The organism is Gemmatimonas aurantiaca, assembly GCF_037190085.1.
Lineage (GTDB): Bacteria > Gemmatimonadota > Gemmatimonadetes > Gemmatimonadales > Gemmatimonadaceae > Gemmatimonas > Gemmatimonas aurantiaca_A.
The window spans coordinates 178,144-195,205 of sequence record NZ_JBBCJO010000011.1; the positions used below are offsets into that span (position 1 = coordinate 178,144).

General features: G+C 64.8%; 12 protein-coding genes and 1 riboswitch. Of the genes, 5 read left to right on the top strand and 7 right to left on the bottom strand.

The annotated features are described in order from the left end of the window. Window positions 1-96 precede the first annotated feature (96 nt). From msrP to WG208_RS14305, 4 genes are all read left to right on the top strand, one after another. On the top strand, window positions 97-1,014 hold the full coding sequence (msrP, locus tag WG208_RS14290) for a protein-methionine-sulfoxide reductase catalytic subunit MsrP (protein WP_337172053.1): 918 nt from the start codon (window positions 97-99) through the stop codon (window positions 1,012-1,014). Between the two features lie 2 nt (window positions 1,015-1,016). Next, the gene (locus tag WG208_RS14295; RefSeq protein ID WP_337172054.1) at window positions 1,017-1,628 is read left to right on the top strand and encodes a protein-methionine-sulfoxide reductase heme-binding subunit MsrQ; all 612 of its coding nucleotides are present in this window, start codon (window positions 1,017-1,019) and stop codon (window positions 1,626-1,628) included. A 124-nt stretch (window positions 1,629-1,752) separates the two neighbouring features. Then, the gene (locus WG208_RS14300) at window positions 1,753-4,602 is read left to right on the top strand and encodes an EAL domain-containing protein (RefSeq protein ID WP_337172055.1); all 2,850 of its coding nucleotides are present in this window, start codon (window positions 1,753-1,755) and stop codon (window positions 4,600-4,602) included. Continuing rightward, entirely contained in the window at window positions 4,583-5,824 is a 1,242-nt protein-coding gene (locus WG208_RS14305) for a hypothetical protein (protein WP_337172056.1), read from the top strand. The genes WG208_RS14300 and WG208_RS14305 overlap by 20 nt, the downstream gene beginning before the upstream one ends. A 261-nt stretch (window positions 5,825-6,085) precedes the next feature. Here the strand turns inward: WG208_RS14305 and WG208_RS14310 are convergent, their stop codons facing one another. The 3 genes from WG208_RS14310 to pnuC are packed head-to-tail and all read right to left on the bottom strand — an operon-like array spanning window position 6,086 to window position 7,763. After that, window positions 6,086-6,523 carry a DUF6526 family protein gene (locus WG208_RS14310; RefSeq protein ID WP_337172057.1) on the bottom strand — a complete coding sequence of 146 codons (438 nt, stop codon included), beginning with the start codon at window positions 6,521-6,523 and terminating at the stop codon, window positions 6,086-6,088. Continuing rightward, window positions 6,520-7,110 (bottom strand): ATP-binding protein, encoded by a 591-nt coding sequence (locus WG208_RS14315; RefSeq protein ID WP_337172058.1) that lies wholly within the window; start codon window positions 7,108-7,110, stop codon window positions 6,520-6,522. The genes WG208_RS14310 and WG208_RS14315 overlap by 4 nt, the downstream gene beginning before the upstream one ends. After that, window positions 7,107-7,763 (bottom strand): nicotinamide riboside transporter PnuC, encoded by a 657-nt coding sequence (pnuC, locus tag WG208_RS14320; protein WP_337172059.1) that lies wholly within the window; start codon window positions 7,761-7,763, stop codon window positions 7,107-7,109. Before pnuC ends, WG208_RS14315 begins: the two co-directional genes overlap by 4 nt. Window positions 7,764-7,788: 25 nt before the next feature. After that, a riboswitch (TPP riboswitch) is annotated at window positions 7,789-7,892 on the top strand. Here pnuC and WG208_RS14325 point away from each other — a divergent pair. Continuing rightward, a complete protein-coding gene (locus WG208_RS14325; protein WP_337172060.1) occupies window positions 7,885-9,999 on the top strand; it encodes a TonB-dependent receptor in 2,115 nt (704 codons plus the stop codon). Its footprint overlaps the riboswitch before it by 8 nt. A gap of 181 nt (window positions 10,000-10,180) precedes the next feature. On the opposite strand, the gene WG208_RS14330 is transcribed toward WG208_RS14325, so the two are convergent. From WG208_RS14330 to WG208_RS14345, 4 genes are all read right to left on the bottom strand, one after another. After that, window positions 10,181-11,176 (bottom strand): LLM class flavin-dependent oxidoreductase, encoded by a 996-nt coding sequence (locus tag WG208_RS14330; RefSeq protein ID WP_337172061.1) that lies wholly within the window; start codon window positions 11,174-11,176, stop codon window positions 10,181-10,183. Window positions 11,177-11,180: 4 nt separating this feature from the next. Continuing rightward, window positions 11,181-11,759: an NADPH-dependent FMN reductase gene (locus tag WG208_RS14335; protein WP_345787005.1), complete on the bottom strand. Its 579-nt coding sequence runs from the start codon at window positions 11,757-11,759 to the stop codon at window positions 11,181-11,183. 142 nt (window positions 11,760-11,901) lie between these two features. Next, a complete protein-coding gene (locus WG208_RS14340) occupies window positions 11,902-13,218 on the bottom strand; it encodes a hypothetical protein (protein WP_337172063.1) in 1,317 nt (438 codons plus the stop codon). Window positions 13,219-13,225: 7 nt separating this feature from the next. Beyond that, window positions 13,226-16,912 carry a carboxypeptidase-like regulatory domain-containing protein gene (locus WG208_RS14345; protein ID WP_337172064.1) on the bottom strand — a complete coding sequence of 1,229 codons (3,687 nt, stop codon included), beginning with the start codon at window positions 16,910-16,912 and terminating at the stop codon, window positions 13,226-13,228. Window positions 16,913-17,062: the final 150 nt, after the last annotated feature.

Genomic DNA, 17,062 nt, shown 5'->3' on the forward strand with positions numbered 1-17,062 from the left:
AACCGCGCGGCCCGCGCACCCCGAACGGGAACCCCTCCCTGTGCGTCCGAATATGTAGAATGTAGATCTCCGTCCGATTCTTTCACCAAACCGGCCATGCTCATCCGCAAGCCCGACGACATCCCCTCTTCGGAAATCACCCCCGAGGGGCTCTACCAGAATCGCCGCGCCTTCATCGGCACGGCGGGGGCGTTGGCCCTGGGTGGTCTGGCCGCGCCCTCGATCGCGCGGGGTCTGGCGCGGCACGGGGAGGTGCAGGAGGACAAGATCACGCCGGAAAACGACGCGACGAGTTACAACAACTTCTACGAGTTCGGCACCGACAAGGAAGATCCGAAAGAGCAGGCCAAGGACTTCCAGCCGAAACCGTGGACCGTGAACGTCGAAGGACTGGTGAAGACGCCGCGTGCATATGCATTCGACGACCTGCTGAGCAAGCTGCCCGTGCAGGATCGGGTGTATCGCATGCGGTGTGTCGAAGCGTGGTCGATGGTGATTCCGTGGCAGGGCGTGCCGCTCAAGGATGTCATTGCGCGGTTGGAGCCGCTGCCCAGTGCGAAGTTCGTGGAATTCACCACGCTGTACGACCCCAAACGCATGCCCGGACAGCGCCGCGCGGTGCTGCCGTGGCCGTACAAGGAAGGACTGCGCATGGACGAGGCCACGAACGCGCTCACGTTGCTCGCCACGGGCATGTACGGCAAAGCGCTGCCGAATCAGAACGGTGCGCCCCTGCGGCTCGTGACGCCGTGGAAGTACGGCTTCAAAGGCATCAAGAGCATCGTGAAGATCCGCTTCACCGATCGCATGCCGAACACCACCTGGAACGACGCCAATTCGAGCGAATACGGCTTCTACGCGAACGTGAATCCCACGGTGGATCATCCGCGCTGGAGTCAGGCCAAGGAGCGGCGCATCGGGGAGTTCCTGCGTCGCAACACGCTCATGTTCAATGGGTACGCCGACCAGGTGGCCTCGATGTACGCGGGGATGGATCTGCGGAAGTTCTATTGAACATGCGACGGTGGGTGCGGCCGGCGCTCTGGGTGCTGGTGATCTTCCCGGCGCCCATGCTGGTCGCGCAGTTGTTGCTCGGCCAGCTTGGCGCCGATCCGATCGACAAACTGGAACGGCTCTCGGGACTCTGGGCGCTGCGGTTTCTCATAGCCTCCCTGGCCGTGACGCCCCTGATGCGTCTCACCGGCTGGGGGTGGCTGGTGGCGGAGCGCCGGTTCCTCGGACTCGCCGCCTTCTTCTGGGCCATGGCCCATCTGTCCGTGTACACGGTGCTGGACTGGTTTTTCGACTGGCACGAGATCTGGAAGGACATCGCCGAGCATCTGTACATCACCCTGGGCATGCTGGCGTTCGTGCTCATGATCCCGCTCGCGCTCACGTCCACGAAGGCGTCGATCCGCCGGCTGGGCGGGGCCCGCTGGAACCGGTTGCACGCGCTGGTCTACGTGTCGGTCATTGCCGCCGGCTTCCACTACGTGTGGGCAGTCAAGAAGGACATTGCCCAGCCGATCTTCTATGGTACGATGATCGCCATCCTCCTCGCATTCCGGGTGGTCTGGCGCATCCAGCGACGCTCTTCGGCCCGATCGGTGTCCGGCTCCGTGTCATAAAGGCCGGCGGTGTGACGGTGGCGGCGGGTGATCGTCCTCTCCAGAGGTCCGTGGGGGAGGCTCGTGCAGGAGCCCGCGCGGAAGCCCGTGCGTCCTGCTGTGCAACTCAACCGTCGTTCTGTTCATGCCACCAGTGACCGGCGCGGAATCGCGTCGCATCGAACTCCCTGCACAGTCTGATCGTCCGACCCCGGCGCGCGGGTATGCCGCGGTGCCGGGGGGATTGCACAGTGCGCGCTGGGAACGCCATGCCATCATGTCCGCGGCGATCTATGCGATCGTGGCGACGGTGTGGCTCGCGGCATTGCATGGCCGCGACATCGAGTTGTTCAGCGTTCTGGGCGCCGCCCGTATTCTTGCTCCGTTTCCGGTGGTGGGAGTCGCGCTCGTGTTCGCATGGCGTGCAAGCCGCGAACTCTCACTCGATCTTGGCAGCCGCCGGTTCTGGCGCCGGCTGATCGTCGTGCTGGTGCTCGTGGCGATCACGCCCTGTCTGCGTTTCATGCCGACGCTGCCCTGGATCGGCATCGACCTGGCCATCCGTTTCGGGGTGACCCTGAGTGGCCCGCTGCTGATGCTGACCGCGCTGCTGCAGTTGCCCAGCGCGCCACATACCCCCGTCGACAAGACCAAACTCTGGCTGGATATCGCGACCGTGATTGTGGGCGGTCTGCTGGTCGCGTGGTACGATCTGGCCACGACGCATCTGCCGGGCGACCGGATGGTGCGGCTGTCGTTCCAGCTGCTGCATGTGCTGGCGGTCTTCGATCTGGTGCTGGTACTCGTGGCCTCGATTCTCTGGCGACGGACCGCCCTGATTCCACGCGCGAACATTCTGGTGCTCATCGGAGCCGCGCTGCTGATACGGTTCCTGGGGCACGTCGCATCGATCGGGGAGATGTATGCCGGTCAGAAGATCCCGGATGTGATGTACGTGATCCGTCCGACGGCCGGACTGTTGCTGGCCATCGCCGGCTGGATGAGCGCCGCCACGGTGTTGCGTCGCGATGTGCGGGCATCACGCGATCGGGATGGCCGTTCGGTGAGCATCCTGCCCTACGTGCTGGTGCTGCCGGGCTTCGTGCTGTTGCTGCGTCTGGCTTTCGAGGAAGGGCGGCAGCCGCTGCTCGGGCTCGTGTTGGGAGCGGCCACGCTGACCGTGCTGGCGTTTGCCCGGCAGTTCGCGGCGTCGCGGGAAGCGGTGAGCGCCCTGGCCGAGGCAACGGCACGTGACAGCGAAGCGCGGTTCCGGGCGCTGGTGCAGCATTCGAGCGACGTCATCATGATCGTCGACCCCGACGGGACGCTGCGGTATGCCAGCCCGTCCATGTCCACCGTGTTCGGGCATGAGCCGTCGCGCATCGTCGGCCTCAATCTGCTCACGCTGCTGCACATGGAAGATCAGCAGGGTGCGGCGCAGTTTCTCGAGGAACTCGCGCGCTCCGGTATCCGAACGGGGGCGGGGTCCCCCGGGGTGCTCAAGCGCGAGTGGCGCCTGGTGCATGCCGATGGGAGTTGGATGACCGTGGACAACGTCGGCACCAACCTGCTGCGGGAACCGGTGGTGCGTGGTCTCGTGCTCAATTCGCGTGATGTCACCGAACAGAGCATGATCAAGCAGCAGTACATCCACCAGGCATTTCACGATCCGCTCACCGATCTCGCGAACCGGTCGCTCTTCCTGTATCAGGTGGGGCATGCGCTGGCCCGCGGCGCGCGCAAGAACTCGCCGGTGACCGTGCTGTTCCTCGATCTCGACAACTTCAAGACCGTCAACGACTCGCTCGGCCATGCGGCAGGGGACCGTCTGCTGGTCGATGCGGCGCGCCGTCTGGCGTCGTGTGTGCGGGCCAGCGATCTCATCGCGCGACTGGGCGGCGATGAGTTTGCCGTGCTGGTGGAAGATGCGGCCTCGGTGGAGGAAGTCCTCGTCGTGGCATCCCGCATCGGGACGGCGCTGTCGCGGCCGTTCATGCTGGGCGGAAAGGAAGTGTTCGTCAGCGCGTCCATCGGCATCGCGCGCTCGTCGCAGGGCGAATCGTCCGACGATCTCGTACGCAATGCCGACGTGGCCATGTACGTGGCCAAGACCCGGGGCAAGGGTCAGCATGTGCTCTTCGAACAGGAGATGCACGATGCCGCCGTCGAACGTCTGGTCGTGGAGGCCGACCTCCGCCGGGCCATCGAGCGCGAGGAATTCTTCCTGGAGTTCCAGCCCATCGTACGGCTGGAAACGGGCGACATCATCGGCGCGGAAGCACTGGTGCGCTGGCTGTGTCGTGAACGCGGAACCGTGCCACCTGGTGTGTTCATTCCCATCGCCGAAGTGACGGGACTCATCGTGCCCATCGGGCGATGGGTGCTGCGCCGGGCCTGTCGGGAAGCGCAGCGGTGGACCCGCGAACGCGGCATTCCGGCCCGCATCACGGTCAATCTCTCCGGCCGTCAACTGCAGGACGCCGCCATCGTCGACGATGTCCGGCAGGCGCTCGAAGAGACGGGGCTCGATCCCGCGCAACTCGTTCTGGAAATCACCGAGAGCATGCTCATGCACAACACCGAGGTCTCCATGATCCGCCTGACGGCGCTCAAGGAACTCGGCGTATCGCTGGCCATCGACGACTTCGGCACCGGCTATTCTTCCCTCAGCTATCTGCAACGCTATCCGATCGACATTCTGAAGATCGACAAGGCGTTCGTGGACGTCATCGACAAGGGAGGCGAAGGACCGGTGCTGGCCAGCGCGATCGTGGCGCTCGGGGATACGCTGCGGATGAACACCGTGGCGGAGGGGATCGAGACGGAGGCCCAGCGCGGGCATCTGCTCACCCTGGGATGTGAGCTGGGACAGGGCTTCCTGTTCTCGCCGCCTCTCGATGAGGAGGAGTTCTGGCATCTCCTGCTCGCCCGGGGTTCACGCACGCCGTACGTCAGTCGTCGGCTTCGTGAAACGGGTGAACAACAGGCCGCCTGATACGACATACGACGCTTTTGCGATCGCCGCGCCGGGACTGGCGCCCCTGATCGCCGCCGAGTGCACCACGCTCGGCATCACGCCGCTCGACATCGATCCGGCCGGTGTGTCGTTGCGGGTGACGGCGCGTGAATTGTTCACGCTGAACTGCTGGTCGCGTCTGGCGAGCCGCGTGCTGGTGCGTCTGGCGGCGTTCGACGCGCGGGACTTCGCGACACTGGAGAAACAGGCGGCCCGTGTGGCCTGGGCCCGGGTGATCACGCCGGCCATGTCGGTGCAGTTGCGGGTGACCTGTCGGAAGTCGCGGCTGTATCACTCCGACGCCGTGGCCGAACGGGTGGCCCGGGGTATCGTGAAGTTGGTGCCCGGCGTGCGCATCGTGAATGGCTCACGCGATGACGAAGACGAGGCGCGCCCGGAGATCTCCACGGTGAATGAGACGGGGGCTGCGGACGACTCGACCCAGCTCATCGTGGTGCGCTTCGAACGCGATCGTTGCACCATCAGTGCCGACAGTTCCGGTGCGCTGCTGCATCGTCGCGGATGGCGTCAGGCCGTGGCCAAGGCACCTCTGCGCGAAACCCTGGCCGCGGCCATGCTGGCGGCGATGCGGTGGGATGCCGACATGCCGCTGGTCGATCCGTTCTGCGGATCGGGCACGATCGGCATCGAAGCGGCGTTGCGGGCGCGGCGCATCGCGCCCGGCCTGTCGCGCCGCTTCGCCATGGAACACTGGCCGGATGCCGACATCGCTCTGTATCGAGCCGTGCGTGATGCGGCTCGCTCCCAGATACGTGCGTCGCTTCCGGTGCCGATCGTTCTGCGGGACCGGGATGCGGGCGCCATCGTCGCCACGCGTGACAACGCCGCACGGGCCGGTGTGTCGAACGACATCACGGTCGAACACGGTCCACTTTCCGGGACCGATCTGACCTCGTACGGTGACCGCGGTCTCGTGCTCACCAATCCGCCCTACGGACATCGGGTGAGTGAAGGTGTGGACCTTCGTGGGCTCTACGCCCGCCTGGGCGATGTGATACGTGCCGGCCGACGGCGGTGGCGTCTGGCCATGCTCATGCCGAACGACCGGGCACTGCTCGGACAATTGCGTTTCCCGATGGCGTCGGTTTTGCGCACGAGCAATGGGGGGCTGCCGGTGGAACTGTTGGCCAACGGTCAGAGGTCAGACTTTCAGACGGGGTCAGAGGTGAGAGATCAGTAGGTCAGAACTGAGACGGAGATAGAACAATGAGAAATCAGACAACAACGAAATCAGAAGTCTGAGCACTGACGGTCGGGAGGGGTGTGCGCGCCACGGGCTTGCCGCCCGGGCGCCGCAGGGTTCGGGGCGCGAAGCGCCCCGCAAAACGCCGAGCTCTCGCGTCAGCACCCACCCTGCGAGCGAAGTGCTCAGATTTCTGACATCTGACTCCTCCTCCCTGCTCCCTATCTCCGTCTCAATTCTGACCTCTGATCTCTCACGTCACGCCCGGAATGTGTCCGCCTTCCAGTTCCGGATCTGCTGCTTGATCTCCTTTGGTGTGATGGCCGGATTGGCCAGCACCTGCTCGATCAGTGCGGGAAGCTCCGCGTCGCTGGCAAACCGCAGGGCGATGTAGTGCCGTGGACGCAACGAAGCTATGGCCCGCGCGGCCAGTTCGGCCGACAGCACGCGCTGATATCGTATCTGCTCCTCGAGACGGATGAGACGGTCCTGCACACGCAAGGGCGAGAGGCGCGAGACTGCCACGACACCCGCGAGCGCCAGGGCTCCCACCAGGAAGTATCCCGTGTCCGCGCCGGGGTTCTTCACGAACCGCACGATCGTCCAGATCAGAAACACGAGCGCGACCGGGCTCGTGAAGAAGTGGTAGATCGGCGTGAACTGGGTGTGGTTGGCGTAACTCTGTTGCTGGCTCATGGATCGGGTGTGGTGGAGGGGGCTGACGATGTCGACGCGAGCAGGGCGTCGATGTGGTGCATGGCACGTTGCCGACGCTGGTTCCAGTCTCCGCGAATGACCACATACGGCATGGCGAGCCGGTCGAGCGTCCGCGCGAACAGCGTTTGCATCTCCGGCCGCTGATCGCCACGGTCGCGCACCCCGTCGGCAATCCACGGCACGTCGATGTCGAGCAGGAGATAGAGATCGGGGCGCCGTGCCATCACCAGCGTTTCGATGGCCGGCGGACAATCGCCGAAGTAGTGATGACTGTAGACGACATTGCTGACGAGGTCCGTATCGTGCAGCAGCAGCGATTTGCCGGTGGCGCGCGAACGGGCGATGTACTCGTCTTCGAGCCGTACCTGACCCTGGGCGAGCGCGTCACGGTCGCCGAGCACCGGTGGGGCGCCCTTGAGGCGCGTGAATTCACGCACGTATTCCGGTACGCACCATACGTCGTAGTGGGCAGCCAGTTGCACGCCGAGTGTGGTCTTGCCGACGCTTTCGGAACCGGTGATCACCACCCGGCGGAGAGGGGTCGGCGTCGTCGCGGCGGACGTCATGCCGGAGTATCCGGAGGCTGCGTAGACCTCGGCATCCGTGCATGACTCTGCGCCTCGCGCCAGGAGCGCCGCCAGCTGACGTGACCCATGATGGCGAGAATGAAGAACACGCCATACAGCACGGCGGTGAGCGGCAGATGCCGATTGAGGAACACACCCACGTAGATCATGTCGACGATGATCCACACCAGCCAGTTCTCGGCGAGTTTGCGCGTCATCATCCACTGGGCAATGAGGCTGGCCGCGACCAGAGCGGAGTCGATGTGCGCGAGCGCCGCGCCGGGAATACGCGCGGTGATCGTCCAGAGCAGCAGCCACGTGGCAATCCCGATCGCCGTCAGCAGCGCGGCCAGCCCACGGGAGGTGCGTGTCACCGGCAAGGTGTCGTGTTGCGGTCCGCCGCGCCACCAATGCCACCATCCGTACAGCGACAGCACGAAGTAGACGACCTGCAGCCCCGTATCCGAATAGAGCCCGGTGCGTGCGAACACGACCATGTAGAACAGCGCGTTCGCCACACCGATGGGCCAGCTCCAGATATTCTGGCGCGTGACCAGCCACACGTTGACGACGCCGGTGAGGAAGCCGGCGGCTTCCAGACAGGACGACCCGTGAGCGTCGAGCCAGAGGCAGACCGCGGAGAGGCTGGTCATGGCGAGCAAAGCTAATTAGGGTACAGGCACATGACCGGGGTGCCGGCGCCGCTGGGGTGCGTTGGCTGAGAGAGTCCCGTAGAACCTGATCCGGTTCGCACCGGCGTAGGGAGTCCAATCGATGTCTCGTCGCATCTTCGTGCGCGCCTGCCGCGCGCCGCGACCTGGCCGTTTCCGCACGGCCGTCGCCCTCCTTTCCATCTCCGCATCGCTGAGCCCTTCGGCGCTCACCGCGCAGGCCGGCACGCCGCCTCGTGATACCGTCGTGGCCGACACGGCTGCCCGCCGCATCGAAGGGGTGCTGGTCCAGGCCATCCGTGCCGGCAACGAAGCGCCCATCGCCCAGAAGACGATCGACCGGGCGCAGATCACGGCGCGGCAATTCGGGCAGGATGTCCCGATGCTGCTCATGCAGGCGGCGCCCTCGATGACGGCCCACACCGAGACCGGTACGCAGTGGGGGTACAGCTATCTGCGATTGCGCGGGCTGGACCAGACCCGCATCAACATCACCATCGACGGGGTGCCGCTCAACGATCCCGAAGACCAGGTGCTGTATTTTGCGAATCTGGCCGACCTGATGAGCAATGTGCAGAGCGTGCAGGTGCAGCGTGGTGTAGGGACGAGCACGGCGGGGACGGCGTCGTATGCCGGCTCTATCAATTTCGAGACCATGCCCGTGGCGCGGCGCGAGCGCAGCGGTGATGTGGAAGTGCAACTCGGCTCGTTCGGCGCGCAGCGCGCCAGTGCGTCGTTCAATTCGGGGCTCGGGGACAACCGTCTCGCCGCCTATGGTCGTGTGAGTGCGCTGCGCACGAATGGCTATCGCGATCATTCGGGTGTCATGGGACGTTCGGCGTTTCTCGGCGCCGGATGGTTCGGCAATCGCGACATCGTGAAAGTCACCGCTCTCGTGGGGCAGCTGGCCGACACGCTGTCGTACACCGGCGCCACGCTGGCCGAACTCGCGCAGAACCGTCGCTACAATCCCCTCTATCCCAACGAACGCGACAAGTTCGGACAGCAGATGGTGTCGCTGGCGTACACACACGCCGGTCTGAATGGAGAGAGTTCCAGCATCACGCTCTATCGCAACTCGGCCAGCGGCAACTACGACTACTTCGATCTTCCCGATCGGTACCGCTACAATCTCGCACACACCTGGTACGGACTGACGAGTGCGTACAATGTGGAGCGTGGCGTTGCGCGTCTCAGTACGGGCGTGAACGCCAACATCTATCAGCGGGCGCATCGGGGGTACTACCAGCCAGACACCGAGCTGTACGACAACACCGGTCACAAGCGGGACGTGAGTGCATTCGCGAAGGCGTCGGTGGACGTGGGGCGTACCCGCTGGTTCGCCGATGTGCAGGGCCGATGGGCACAGTTCCGTTATGACCCTTCGGCGAACGCGGGCATCAGCGGGCGCAGCATCGACTGGGCGTTTCTCAATCCCAAGGCCGGTGTGACCCTCTCGCTGCGTCCCGGTCTGTCGGCGTTCGCCAGCTATGGCATCACGAGCCGCGAGCCGGCGCGCAGTGATCTGTTTGCCGGCGAAGACGATCTGAACGCCGACAATGTCGCCGACTTCGGCGATTTCTCCCGCGTGAAGCCCGAACGGCTGCACGACACCGAGCTGGGACTCACGTACACGCATCCGTCGTTCGATCTCGCGGCCAATCTCTACAGCATGGATTTCCGCAACGACCTGGCGCGCATCGGTGCACCGACGGCCTCCGGCGCGATTCCGCGGCGCAGCGTGGGGAGCAGCTATCGCCGCGGAATCGAGCTCGACGCCACTTATCGGGGTATCGAGAAAGTGGTGCTGGCCGGTAACGCCACGTGGAGCGACAACCGCATCAAGCAGTTCACCGATTCTTCGCGCGGTACACCGGTGGTGCGTCACGATGTGGAGCCGATGCTGACGCCGAAGTTCATCACGACCCACCGCGTCGAACTGCTGCCCACCCCGCGTCTGGGGTTCAGCGTGGAGGGGCGCTATCAGTCGCGGGCATTTCTCGACAACACGAGCAGTGCCGATCGGGTGCTGCCCGATTACTACACGGTCGATGCGTCGGCCCGAACGACGGTGCGGGACTTCACGCTCACCGTGCGTGGTGTGAATCTCGGCGACACGCGGAAGTTCGGTAGTGGCGCGGTGTCGGGGTCGGGCAAGGTGCGCTACTTCGTGCTGCCGGCGCGGGCGGTGTTCGTGACGCTCGGGTATTCGTTCTAGCCGCGGATCAGGCGGGTTTTTTGCCGCGGATGACGCGGAAACCGCGCGGAAACAACACGGATCAATTCATGGTTGATCTCTCTTCCCGAGTCACACCGCATCTCCAATGTGCTCGGGATCAAATCCGTGTTGTTTCCGCGCGGTTTCCGCGTCATCCGCGGCAAAAAAGCCCGTGATCCGCCTAATCCGCAGCCCCCAGACCCGCCTCCGCAGTCAGCGCCACCGACCGCAATCGCGCGGCGTGTTCATAGATCATCGACACCACGATCAGTTCGTCGGCTCCGGTTTCTTCCACCAACGCCTGCAAGCCGGCGCGGACGGTCTCCCGCGACCCCACGATCGAGCGCGCCAGCATGCGGCCGACCTGCGCCTTCTCGAGCGGCGTCCAGTAGGTCTCGATGTCGTCTATGGGAGGTTGGGCCAGACCGCGGGCGCCGCGGAAGATGTTGGTGAACGCCATCTGCTGCGTCGTGGCGAGACGGCGGGCCTCCGCGTCGGTATCGGCCGCGATGACGTTCACGCCCACCATTGCGTACGGACGATCGAGCTGGTGTGATGGCTTGAAACGTTCGCGATAGAGGCGCAGCGCCGGCAGCAGTTCGTCGGGCGCGAAGTGCGATGCAAACGCGTAGGGCAATCCCAGCTCCGCCGCGAGCACGGCGCCGAAATGACTGGAGCCGAGTATCCAGAGCGGAATCTCCGTACCGGCGGCCGGCACGGCGACGATCCGCTGGCCGGGCGCGACCGGGGCGAGCCAGGATTGCAGTTCCAGTACGTCCTGCGGAAAATGCTCGGCGGCCTCGGGGGGGCGACGCAGTGCACGCAACGTCTGCGGATCGGTACCCGGTGCCCGCCCAAGTCCCAGATCCACGCGCCCCGGAAACAGTCGTTCGAGTGTGCCGAACTGCTCGGCGATCACATAGGGCGCATGGTTGGGCAGCATGATGCCGCCCGCCCCGATGCGGATGGTGTGTGTGCCGGCCCCGATGTGCGCGAGCACCACCGACGTGGCGGCGCTCGCGATCCCGGGCATGTTGTGATGTTCGGCCACCCAGATGCGACGGTACCCGAGACGCTCGGCATGAATGGCCAGATCACGGGCGTTGTCGAGCGCACCGCGGGCATCGGTGTCCTGCGTGACCGATACCAATTCGAGAATGGACAGCGGGATGTTCACCCGATCACTCGGCCGGACGTTCGCGCATCGCCTTCAGAGCCACGGCCCACTTGTGGAGCTCGTCGAACATGGCCGTGGTGCCCTTGCTCATCGGTTCGTTCGGACGGAAGACTTTGTCCTCGCCGATGAACTGCGTGACCATGGGGATGGGCACCGATGCCTGCAGCGGCATCATGTTGACGTTGCTGATCAGCAGACGGAGCTGCTGTGTGGACCGAAGACCGCCCGAGATACCGCCATAGCTGACGATGGCGGCGGGCTTCTCGGCCCACTCCTTGATCAGAAACTGAATGGCATTGACGAGCGTGGCCGGCGGGAAGTAGTCGTACTCGGGTGTCACGAACACGAAGGCATCGGACGAGGCCACGAGCGCGCTCCAGCGCTTCGTATGCTCGTGTTCGTATTGCTGGAACCGGGGGTGCGCCGGCTCGTCGAGAAATGGCAGGGCGATGTCGGCCAGATCGACGAGCTCGACCTGGAACTTGCCATGATCACGCGCGAACTGATCGACCCAGTGCGCGACGGTGGGGCCGACACGGCCGGGCCGCGTGCTGCCAATGATGATCGTGAGCTTGAGAGACACGGGTCGGGAAGTGGGCATGGTCGGGAACGGTCCGCGTTCGGTGAACGGGGTGAACATCGGGATCACCCTGCATGCTGGTGACCTGTCTCGAACCTGCCAAGTCCAGACCCGGAATCCCGCCCACCGTTCCCTCCCCGCTTCGTCACCGCTCCACGATGGCCCGCTCCAGTGTGGCCCGTTCGGGGGATTGCACATGGTTCAGATACAGCGTGCCGGCCGGCCCGAATCCGACCAGCGTGCGCCCTTCGGGGAGCTGCACACGTTCTACGACCTGTCCGCTACGATCCACCACGTCGTACAACAGGCCGGCTTTGGCGTCGCGCGACGTACTGGGCAAAATCCAGAGCCGGCCGAGGGGATCGGCCCGCACCTGCCCCTGCCGCACGGGCGGGTAATAGTCGGGCAGATCTTCCGGATCCACCGGCTCGTTGCGCTGGCGGGGAATCTGAAACGAGCCCGGCGCGGCCGGGGGCGGCGGCGGCAGTTTGGCCAGACGTTCGTTTTCCATGCGTTTCACCGAGTCGACCATCGCAAGTTTCTGCTCACGCGTGATGCGACGCCAATCGAACGGCATGCGGGGCGACGACGTGAGTTTGCCGTCGGTCGAAAGCCAGTCCACGTGATAGTCCTGCCCGCGCACGATGGCGATGGTGCCGTCGGGCAACTGTGTCCATTCATCCGATGACGGCAGTGGATTGATCATCTGCATCCACAGGATGAAGTTGCTGCCCGTGACCTGGATCTGCTTCTGCACCGGCGTCTTGATCATGACGACGGTATCGACCGTGCGCTTGTCGAAGTCCATGCGCAGGATGGGGGCCGAGTCGGGCTGGGCCAGGATTTTCCGTGGATCGGCCGGATTGAAGCTGGGCGGTTGACCCATGCGCAGACGACGGATGCCACGATACAGCAGGCGTCCCTGGGGATCGAAAACCGCGCGACCATTCGTCGCATCACCCACGTAGAACAGATCACTGGCCCGCACCGGTGCCATGACGCGCGCAAAATTCCCCTCGGCATCGATGACGAGGAACGCCTGGGAATCGAAATCCACGAACAGCGTCGAGTCGCCGACGTAGGGGATGAGTGATCCGCCGGTACCACGCACACCGTAAGGATTGGGAGAATTGCTGGTGGTGTCGGAGATGACGCGGCCGGTGCGCAACGCGGAATCGAAGACCACCAATTGCCGACGCTTGGAGTCGTTCACGATGACGCCGCCATTGGGCAGATGGCGCACCGCGGAGACGTCCATCAACAACCCCGTATCACTGGCGACCACCTGCGCCAGTTGCCGGATGGGCGCGGTGGAGCGGGTGGCGCGCAGCGAGTCGCGCAGCGAATCGCCCGGAGGCTGTTGCGCGACCAGCAAGGCTTCGGCGGCGGGACTCAGAGCTGGTCGCACCGTGACCGGAGCGAACGTGGTCACGCCGAGTGACAGCAGAAGCGCGAAGACCATGATCGCCTCAGAAAAAGAAGAAGAAATCGCCGCTGTTCTGGCCCGAGCGCAGCAATTCCAGGTATCGTGGCTCCAGCATCTGCAGGAGGTTGTTGTCCATCACACGGAGCTGTCCCTTCGTGAGCAGCTTGCGGACGTCGGGAACGACTTCGATGAGATAGGTGATGGCGACCGAACGGGCCGCGGTGAGGCGTGCGCGCGCTTCACGCTGGTCATAGTGGGCCGGCAGTGCCGCGAGCGCCTTGGCGGCCGGCGTCCACACCGAGTCCACCAGACGGGTATACCGACGGCTGAGCGTGGCTAGACTGTCCGCCTGCCGGCGTGAGAGGTGAATACGTTCACCCACCTGCAGCAGTCGCGCCATCACGTTGGGGAACATGCTGCTGTTGAGCTGACGCACGGCCGCTTCCGTCATCTTCGTGCCGGCGCGGGTGCGTCCGCGCGCGAGCTGCTGATTGAGCCCCTGCCAGTCGCGCGTGGGCGCGAGATCGATGCTCATCTGCATAGTGAGCACCGCCGGTGTGCGTGAGGTGACCTGCTGTACGCGTGTCGCGCCGAACCGCTGGTTCACGTCGTAGCGGAACCGTCCCGTGTTCGGATCGAAGCCGCGCACGTACAACAGCGACTGATCGACGAACGGCACCTGTCCCCAACCCTTGAGTGCCCGCTCGCCATTCAGCAGCAGATCCGCCGCCGCGAGGGGATTGCTCAGCGTGAAGCTGAGGGTGGTGCGTTGCGGGAGGCGGATGCGTGACGGATTGAGCGCGATGCGTAGCGAGGTGCTGGCGCTCGTCCACGGTCCCAAGCAACTGTTCCGGTCGGCGAGACGCCCGATCTGCCGCTGCAGGCATCGCTGCACCGAGGGCGAACCATGATCGAGCAGTTGCTGCATGGCCGTGCCGAACGCGGCGCCGTATTGCGCGTCGGTCGATGCGCCGGGTGCGAAGATGAACGCCCGGTCATTGGCGCGTCCGTCCCCATTCACATCACCGGCCACCATCGGCGTGAAACGCTGGCCCGACTGCAGGCGCCCGTTCAACGTGAACGTGACCGCATTGCGCAGGTTGTAGCTCAGCATGTATCCGATATCGTGACGCGGCTGGCTGCCGGTGTTCCAGGCAATGCTCAGCGGATCACCCGCGGTGTTGCTGAAGCCGCGGTACTGCTGCGTGAGGAAGAGATAGTTGTAGGTGAGCGACCAGCGGAACACGGGAGTCATGATCGCGAACGGCGACAGCGTGACCGTGAGCTGACCGCTGCGCGAGAGCAGATCGGAGTGTTGCGCCTGCACGCTCGCGAATGCCGGTGTGATGCGCGCATCGCGGGTGGCGATGAGACCGCTCGTCGCATCGATGCTGGTGGGCGCGACGTACACGGGGCGTCCGCCTTCTCCCGTCAGTGAAAACTGTGCCGTGGGACGGAAGTTGAGATCCATGAAATCGGGCTGCGCGAAGTTGAGCGCCCCCTGCACATTGGTGGTCAGATTGTAACGATTGCCGAGCACCGTGCCGGTCCAGCTCAGATTGGCGCGCACGCTGCGTTCCTGGCTGTAGCCCGGTGTGAAGAGCGTGACCGCCGGCGCCGGGTTGGCGAACAGGGAACCGGCGCTGCCATCGGCGCAACTGCCCGGCCCCGTCGTCGCCATGGAGGTCTGCCAGCTCGCACTCGGCGTGGCCGCGCCGGTGCACATGATCTGCTGCTGAGAGTTTGGCAGGCCCGTATTCGCGATCGCGCCGTTGACGAGATCGGGGCCGCGGATGTTCTGGAAGAGACCCACGCCGCCGCGGATCGTGGCGCGTGGTGCATACGCGAACCCCTCACCGAAGGGGATCTGTGCCGCCTGGCCGTACAACCAGGAGAAGCCCACGCGCGGACTGACGTACAGACCGTTCGGCACGTGATCGTTGTGCATGCCGAACGCCTGCACAATGGCCGGGTTTTCGAGGGGACGATCGAGCAGGCGATTGCCGTCCATGCGGATGCCGTACTGCACCTGCAGGTCCTGCGATGGCCGCCACGCATCACCGAGTGCAAGGGCGCCGATCAGCGCGCGCCCCGATTGGGTGACCGCGTTGAGCGTGCGTGAATAGGACGACGGCACGCCGAGTTGCAGGTCCTCGAGCGACTGGTAGGTGTAGCGTCCGCGCAGGTTGAACGCACGTTCGGACTCCGCGTCGTCGAGTCGCAGTTCGGTGATGAGCTTGAGCCGGTGCCGGTTGTTGGTGCTCACCCACGAGAGCATGTTGCGCCCGCTCAGCGAGCGGGACGTGGTGGACCCGGCATTGGCGCCACCGCCGAAGGTGAGCGATCGGGTCGCGGTGGTGCCATCGGCCAACGCCGACGTGACGAGCACCGTCCCGCCGACGCCATCGAGGTAGGGATCGTTCCGGCTCTGGGAGCCCGTGAGACTCAGTTGCGATTCCGTGAGCACCCCGTTGGTGAAGTAGTTGGTGTGCCGGAGCTGCGCGCCGCCATTCACGAAGCGGGAGGCGGAGAGTGAACTGGGGGTTTGAGAGGCCAGCAGCGACTGCGGATCGGTGTCGGTGTAGCTGCCGTTGAAGGCGATGTTGAACGCATGGCCGCTGGTGGGCGACTTGGGCGCCCAATCGAAGGTGCCGAGCCAGGAGGCCGACGTGCGCGCGGCGGTGCGACCCAGGCCATCACCATGCAGCGGCACTCCGAAGCTCCCCAGAATTTCGCGCAGACGGGTGGCCGAATCGGCGGCGATCCCTGCACTCTGAAAGACGGTGGAGGTGCTGGCGAGCAGTGTGGGCAACTGTTGCGAGCGGCGATCGAACTGGAACGAGACGTTGTAGAAGTCTTTGTCCATCACGATGGGGCCCGAGGCCCGTCCGCCGAACGACACCGAGGAGTAGGCGGTGGCCATGCCGACCGGGTCGTTCCACTGCGCCTGCCGGGCGTTCAGCACACTGCTCAGCGAACGGGAGATGTAGTTGGTGCCCGACTGGGTGTTCACGCCGATCTGCGCGCCACTGAACCCGCCGTAGGCCACGTCGTATCCGGCGCGAAGCTGCGGTGAGACGCCGGCATCGCGGGGGATGCTCGAAAGACTGCCCTGTTGTCCGTTCAGCGTGGCGTTGTTCTGCGAGGGATCGAGCCCGAACATGGAGAATCGGTCAGGATTGCCATCGACGCCCGGAATGAGCTGCACACCCGGCATCGTGGCGGCCATCGCGGCCAGATTGCCCGCCACATCGGGTGACACATTGTTGTTGCTGATGGTACGATCGCCTCCCGACGGATCCGAGGAGAAGGCGTTGTCCGCGCTGCGGGGCGCCTGCTGGCGAGGACCGCTGGCGGTGGTGGTGACGGTCTGCAGGACCTGCGTGTTGGAGAGCTTGATATCGGCCACCAGCACTTCTTCGTCCGCGAGGCGTTTCACCTCGATGCGCTGGCCCTGATAACCGATCGCGGCAAACGCCAGCCAGTAGTCGCCTTCCCCGTTGGGATAGGTGATGGAATAACGGCCATCGCGGTTGGTGCGGGCGGTCTTGGTGATGCCACCGAAGTAGGAGACGGCCGTGACCTGCACCCCGGCAATGGGTTGGCCATCTTCCGACGTGACCCGGCCCCGGATGAGGTCGGCCGTCTGCTGGGCCGCCATCGGCAAGGGCGCGCCGGCCAGTGTCCACAAGCCCAGGATCACGGTCAGCAGGACCTGACGGAGATTCATCCGGGACCTGGCCGAAGTCTCGCACCGTCCATCACGCATCGCGCCACCACTTCGCGGCATGAACTCTCCATAGTCGATTGGTGATACCATGGCATCTTCCCGTCCCGTCTGAGGTGCGGGCCGTCAAGCAACGCGCCCCATGCTGCCAGT

What these genes read in the sequence shown, in the direction of transcription:
- WG208_RS14310 (WP_337172057.1), bottom strand. Translation starts at nt 6,523, where the DNA reads ATGAGCCAGCAACAGAGTTACGCCAACCACACCCAGTTCACGCCGATC.
- WG208_RS14295 (WP_337172054.1), top strand. Translation starts at nt 1,017, where the DNA reads ATGCGACGGTGGGTGCGGCCGGCGCTCTGGGTGCTGGTGATCTTCCCG.
- msrP (WP_337172053.1), top strand. Translation starts at nt 97, where the DNA reads ATGCTCATCCGCAAGCCCGACGACATCCCCTCTTCGGAAATCACCCCC.
- pnuC (WP_337172059.1), bottom strand. Translation starts at nt 7,763, where the DNA reads ATGACCAGCCTCTCCGCGGTCTGCCTCTGGCTCGACGCTCACGGGTCG.
- WG208_RS14340 (WP_337172063.1), bottom strand. Translation starts at nt 13,218, where the DNA reads ATGGTCTTCGCGCTTCTGCTGTCACTCGGCGTGACCACGTTCGCTCCG.
- WG208_RS14300 (WP_337172055.1), top strand. Translation starts at nt 1,753, where the DNA reads ATGCCACCAGTGACCGGCGCGGAATCGCGTCGCATCGAACTCCCTGCA.
- WG208_RS14325 (WP_337172060.1), top strand. Translation starts at nt 7,885, where the DNA reads ATGTCTCGTCGCATCTTCGTGCGCGCCTGCCGCGCGCCGCGACCTGGC.
- WG208_RS14345 (WP_337172064.1), bottom strand. Translation starts at nt 16,912, where the DNA reads ATGAATCTCCGTCAGGTCCTGCTGACCGTGATCCTGGGCTTGTGGACA.
- WG208_RS14315 (WP_337172058.1), bottom strand. Translation starts at nt 7,110, where the DNA reads ATGACGTCCGCCGCGACGACGCCGACCCCTCTCCGCCGGGTGGTGATC.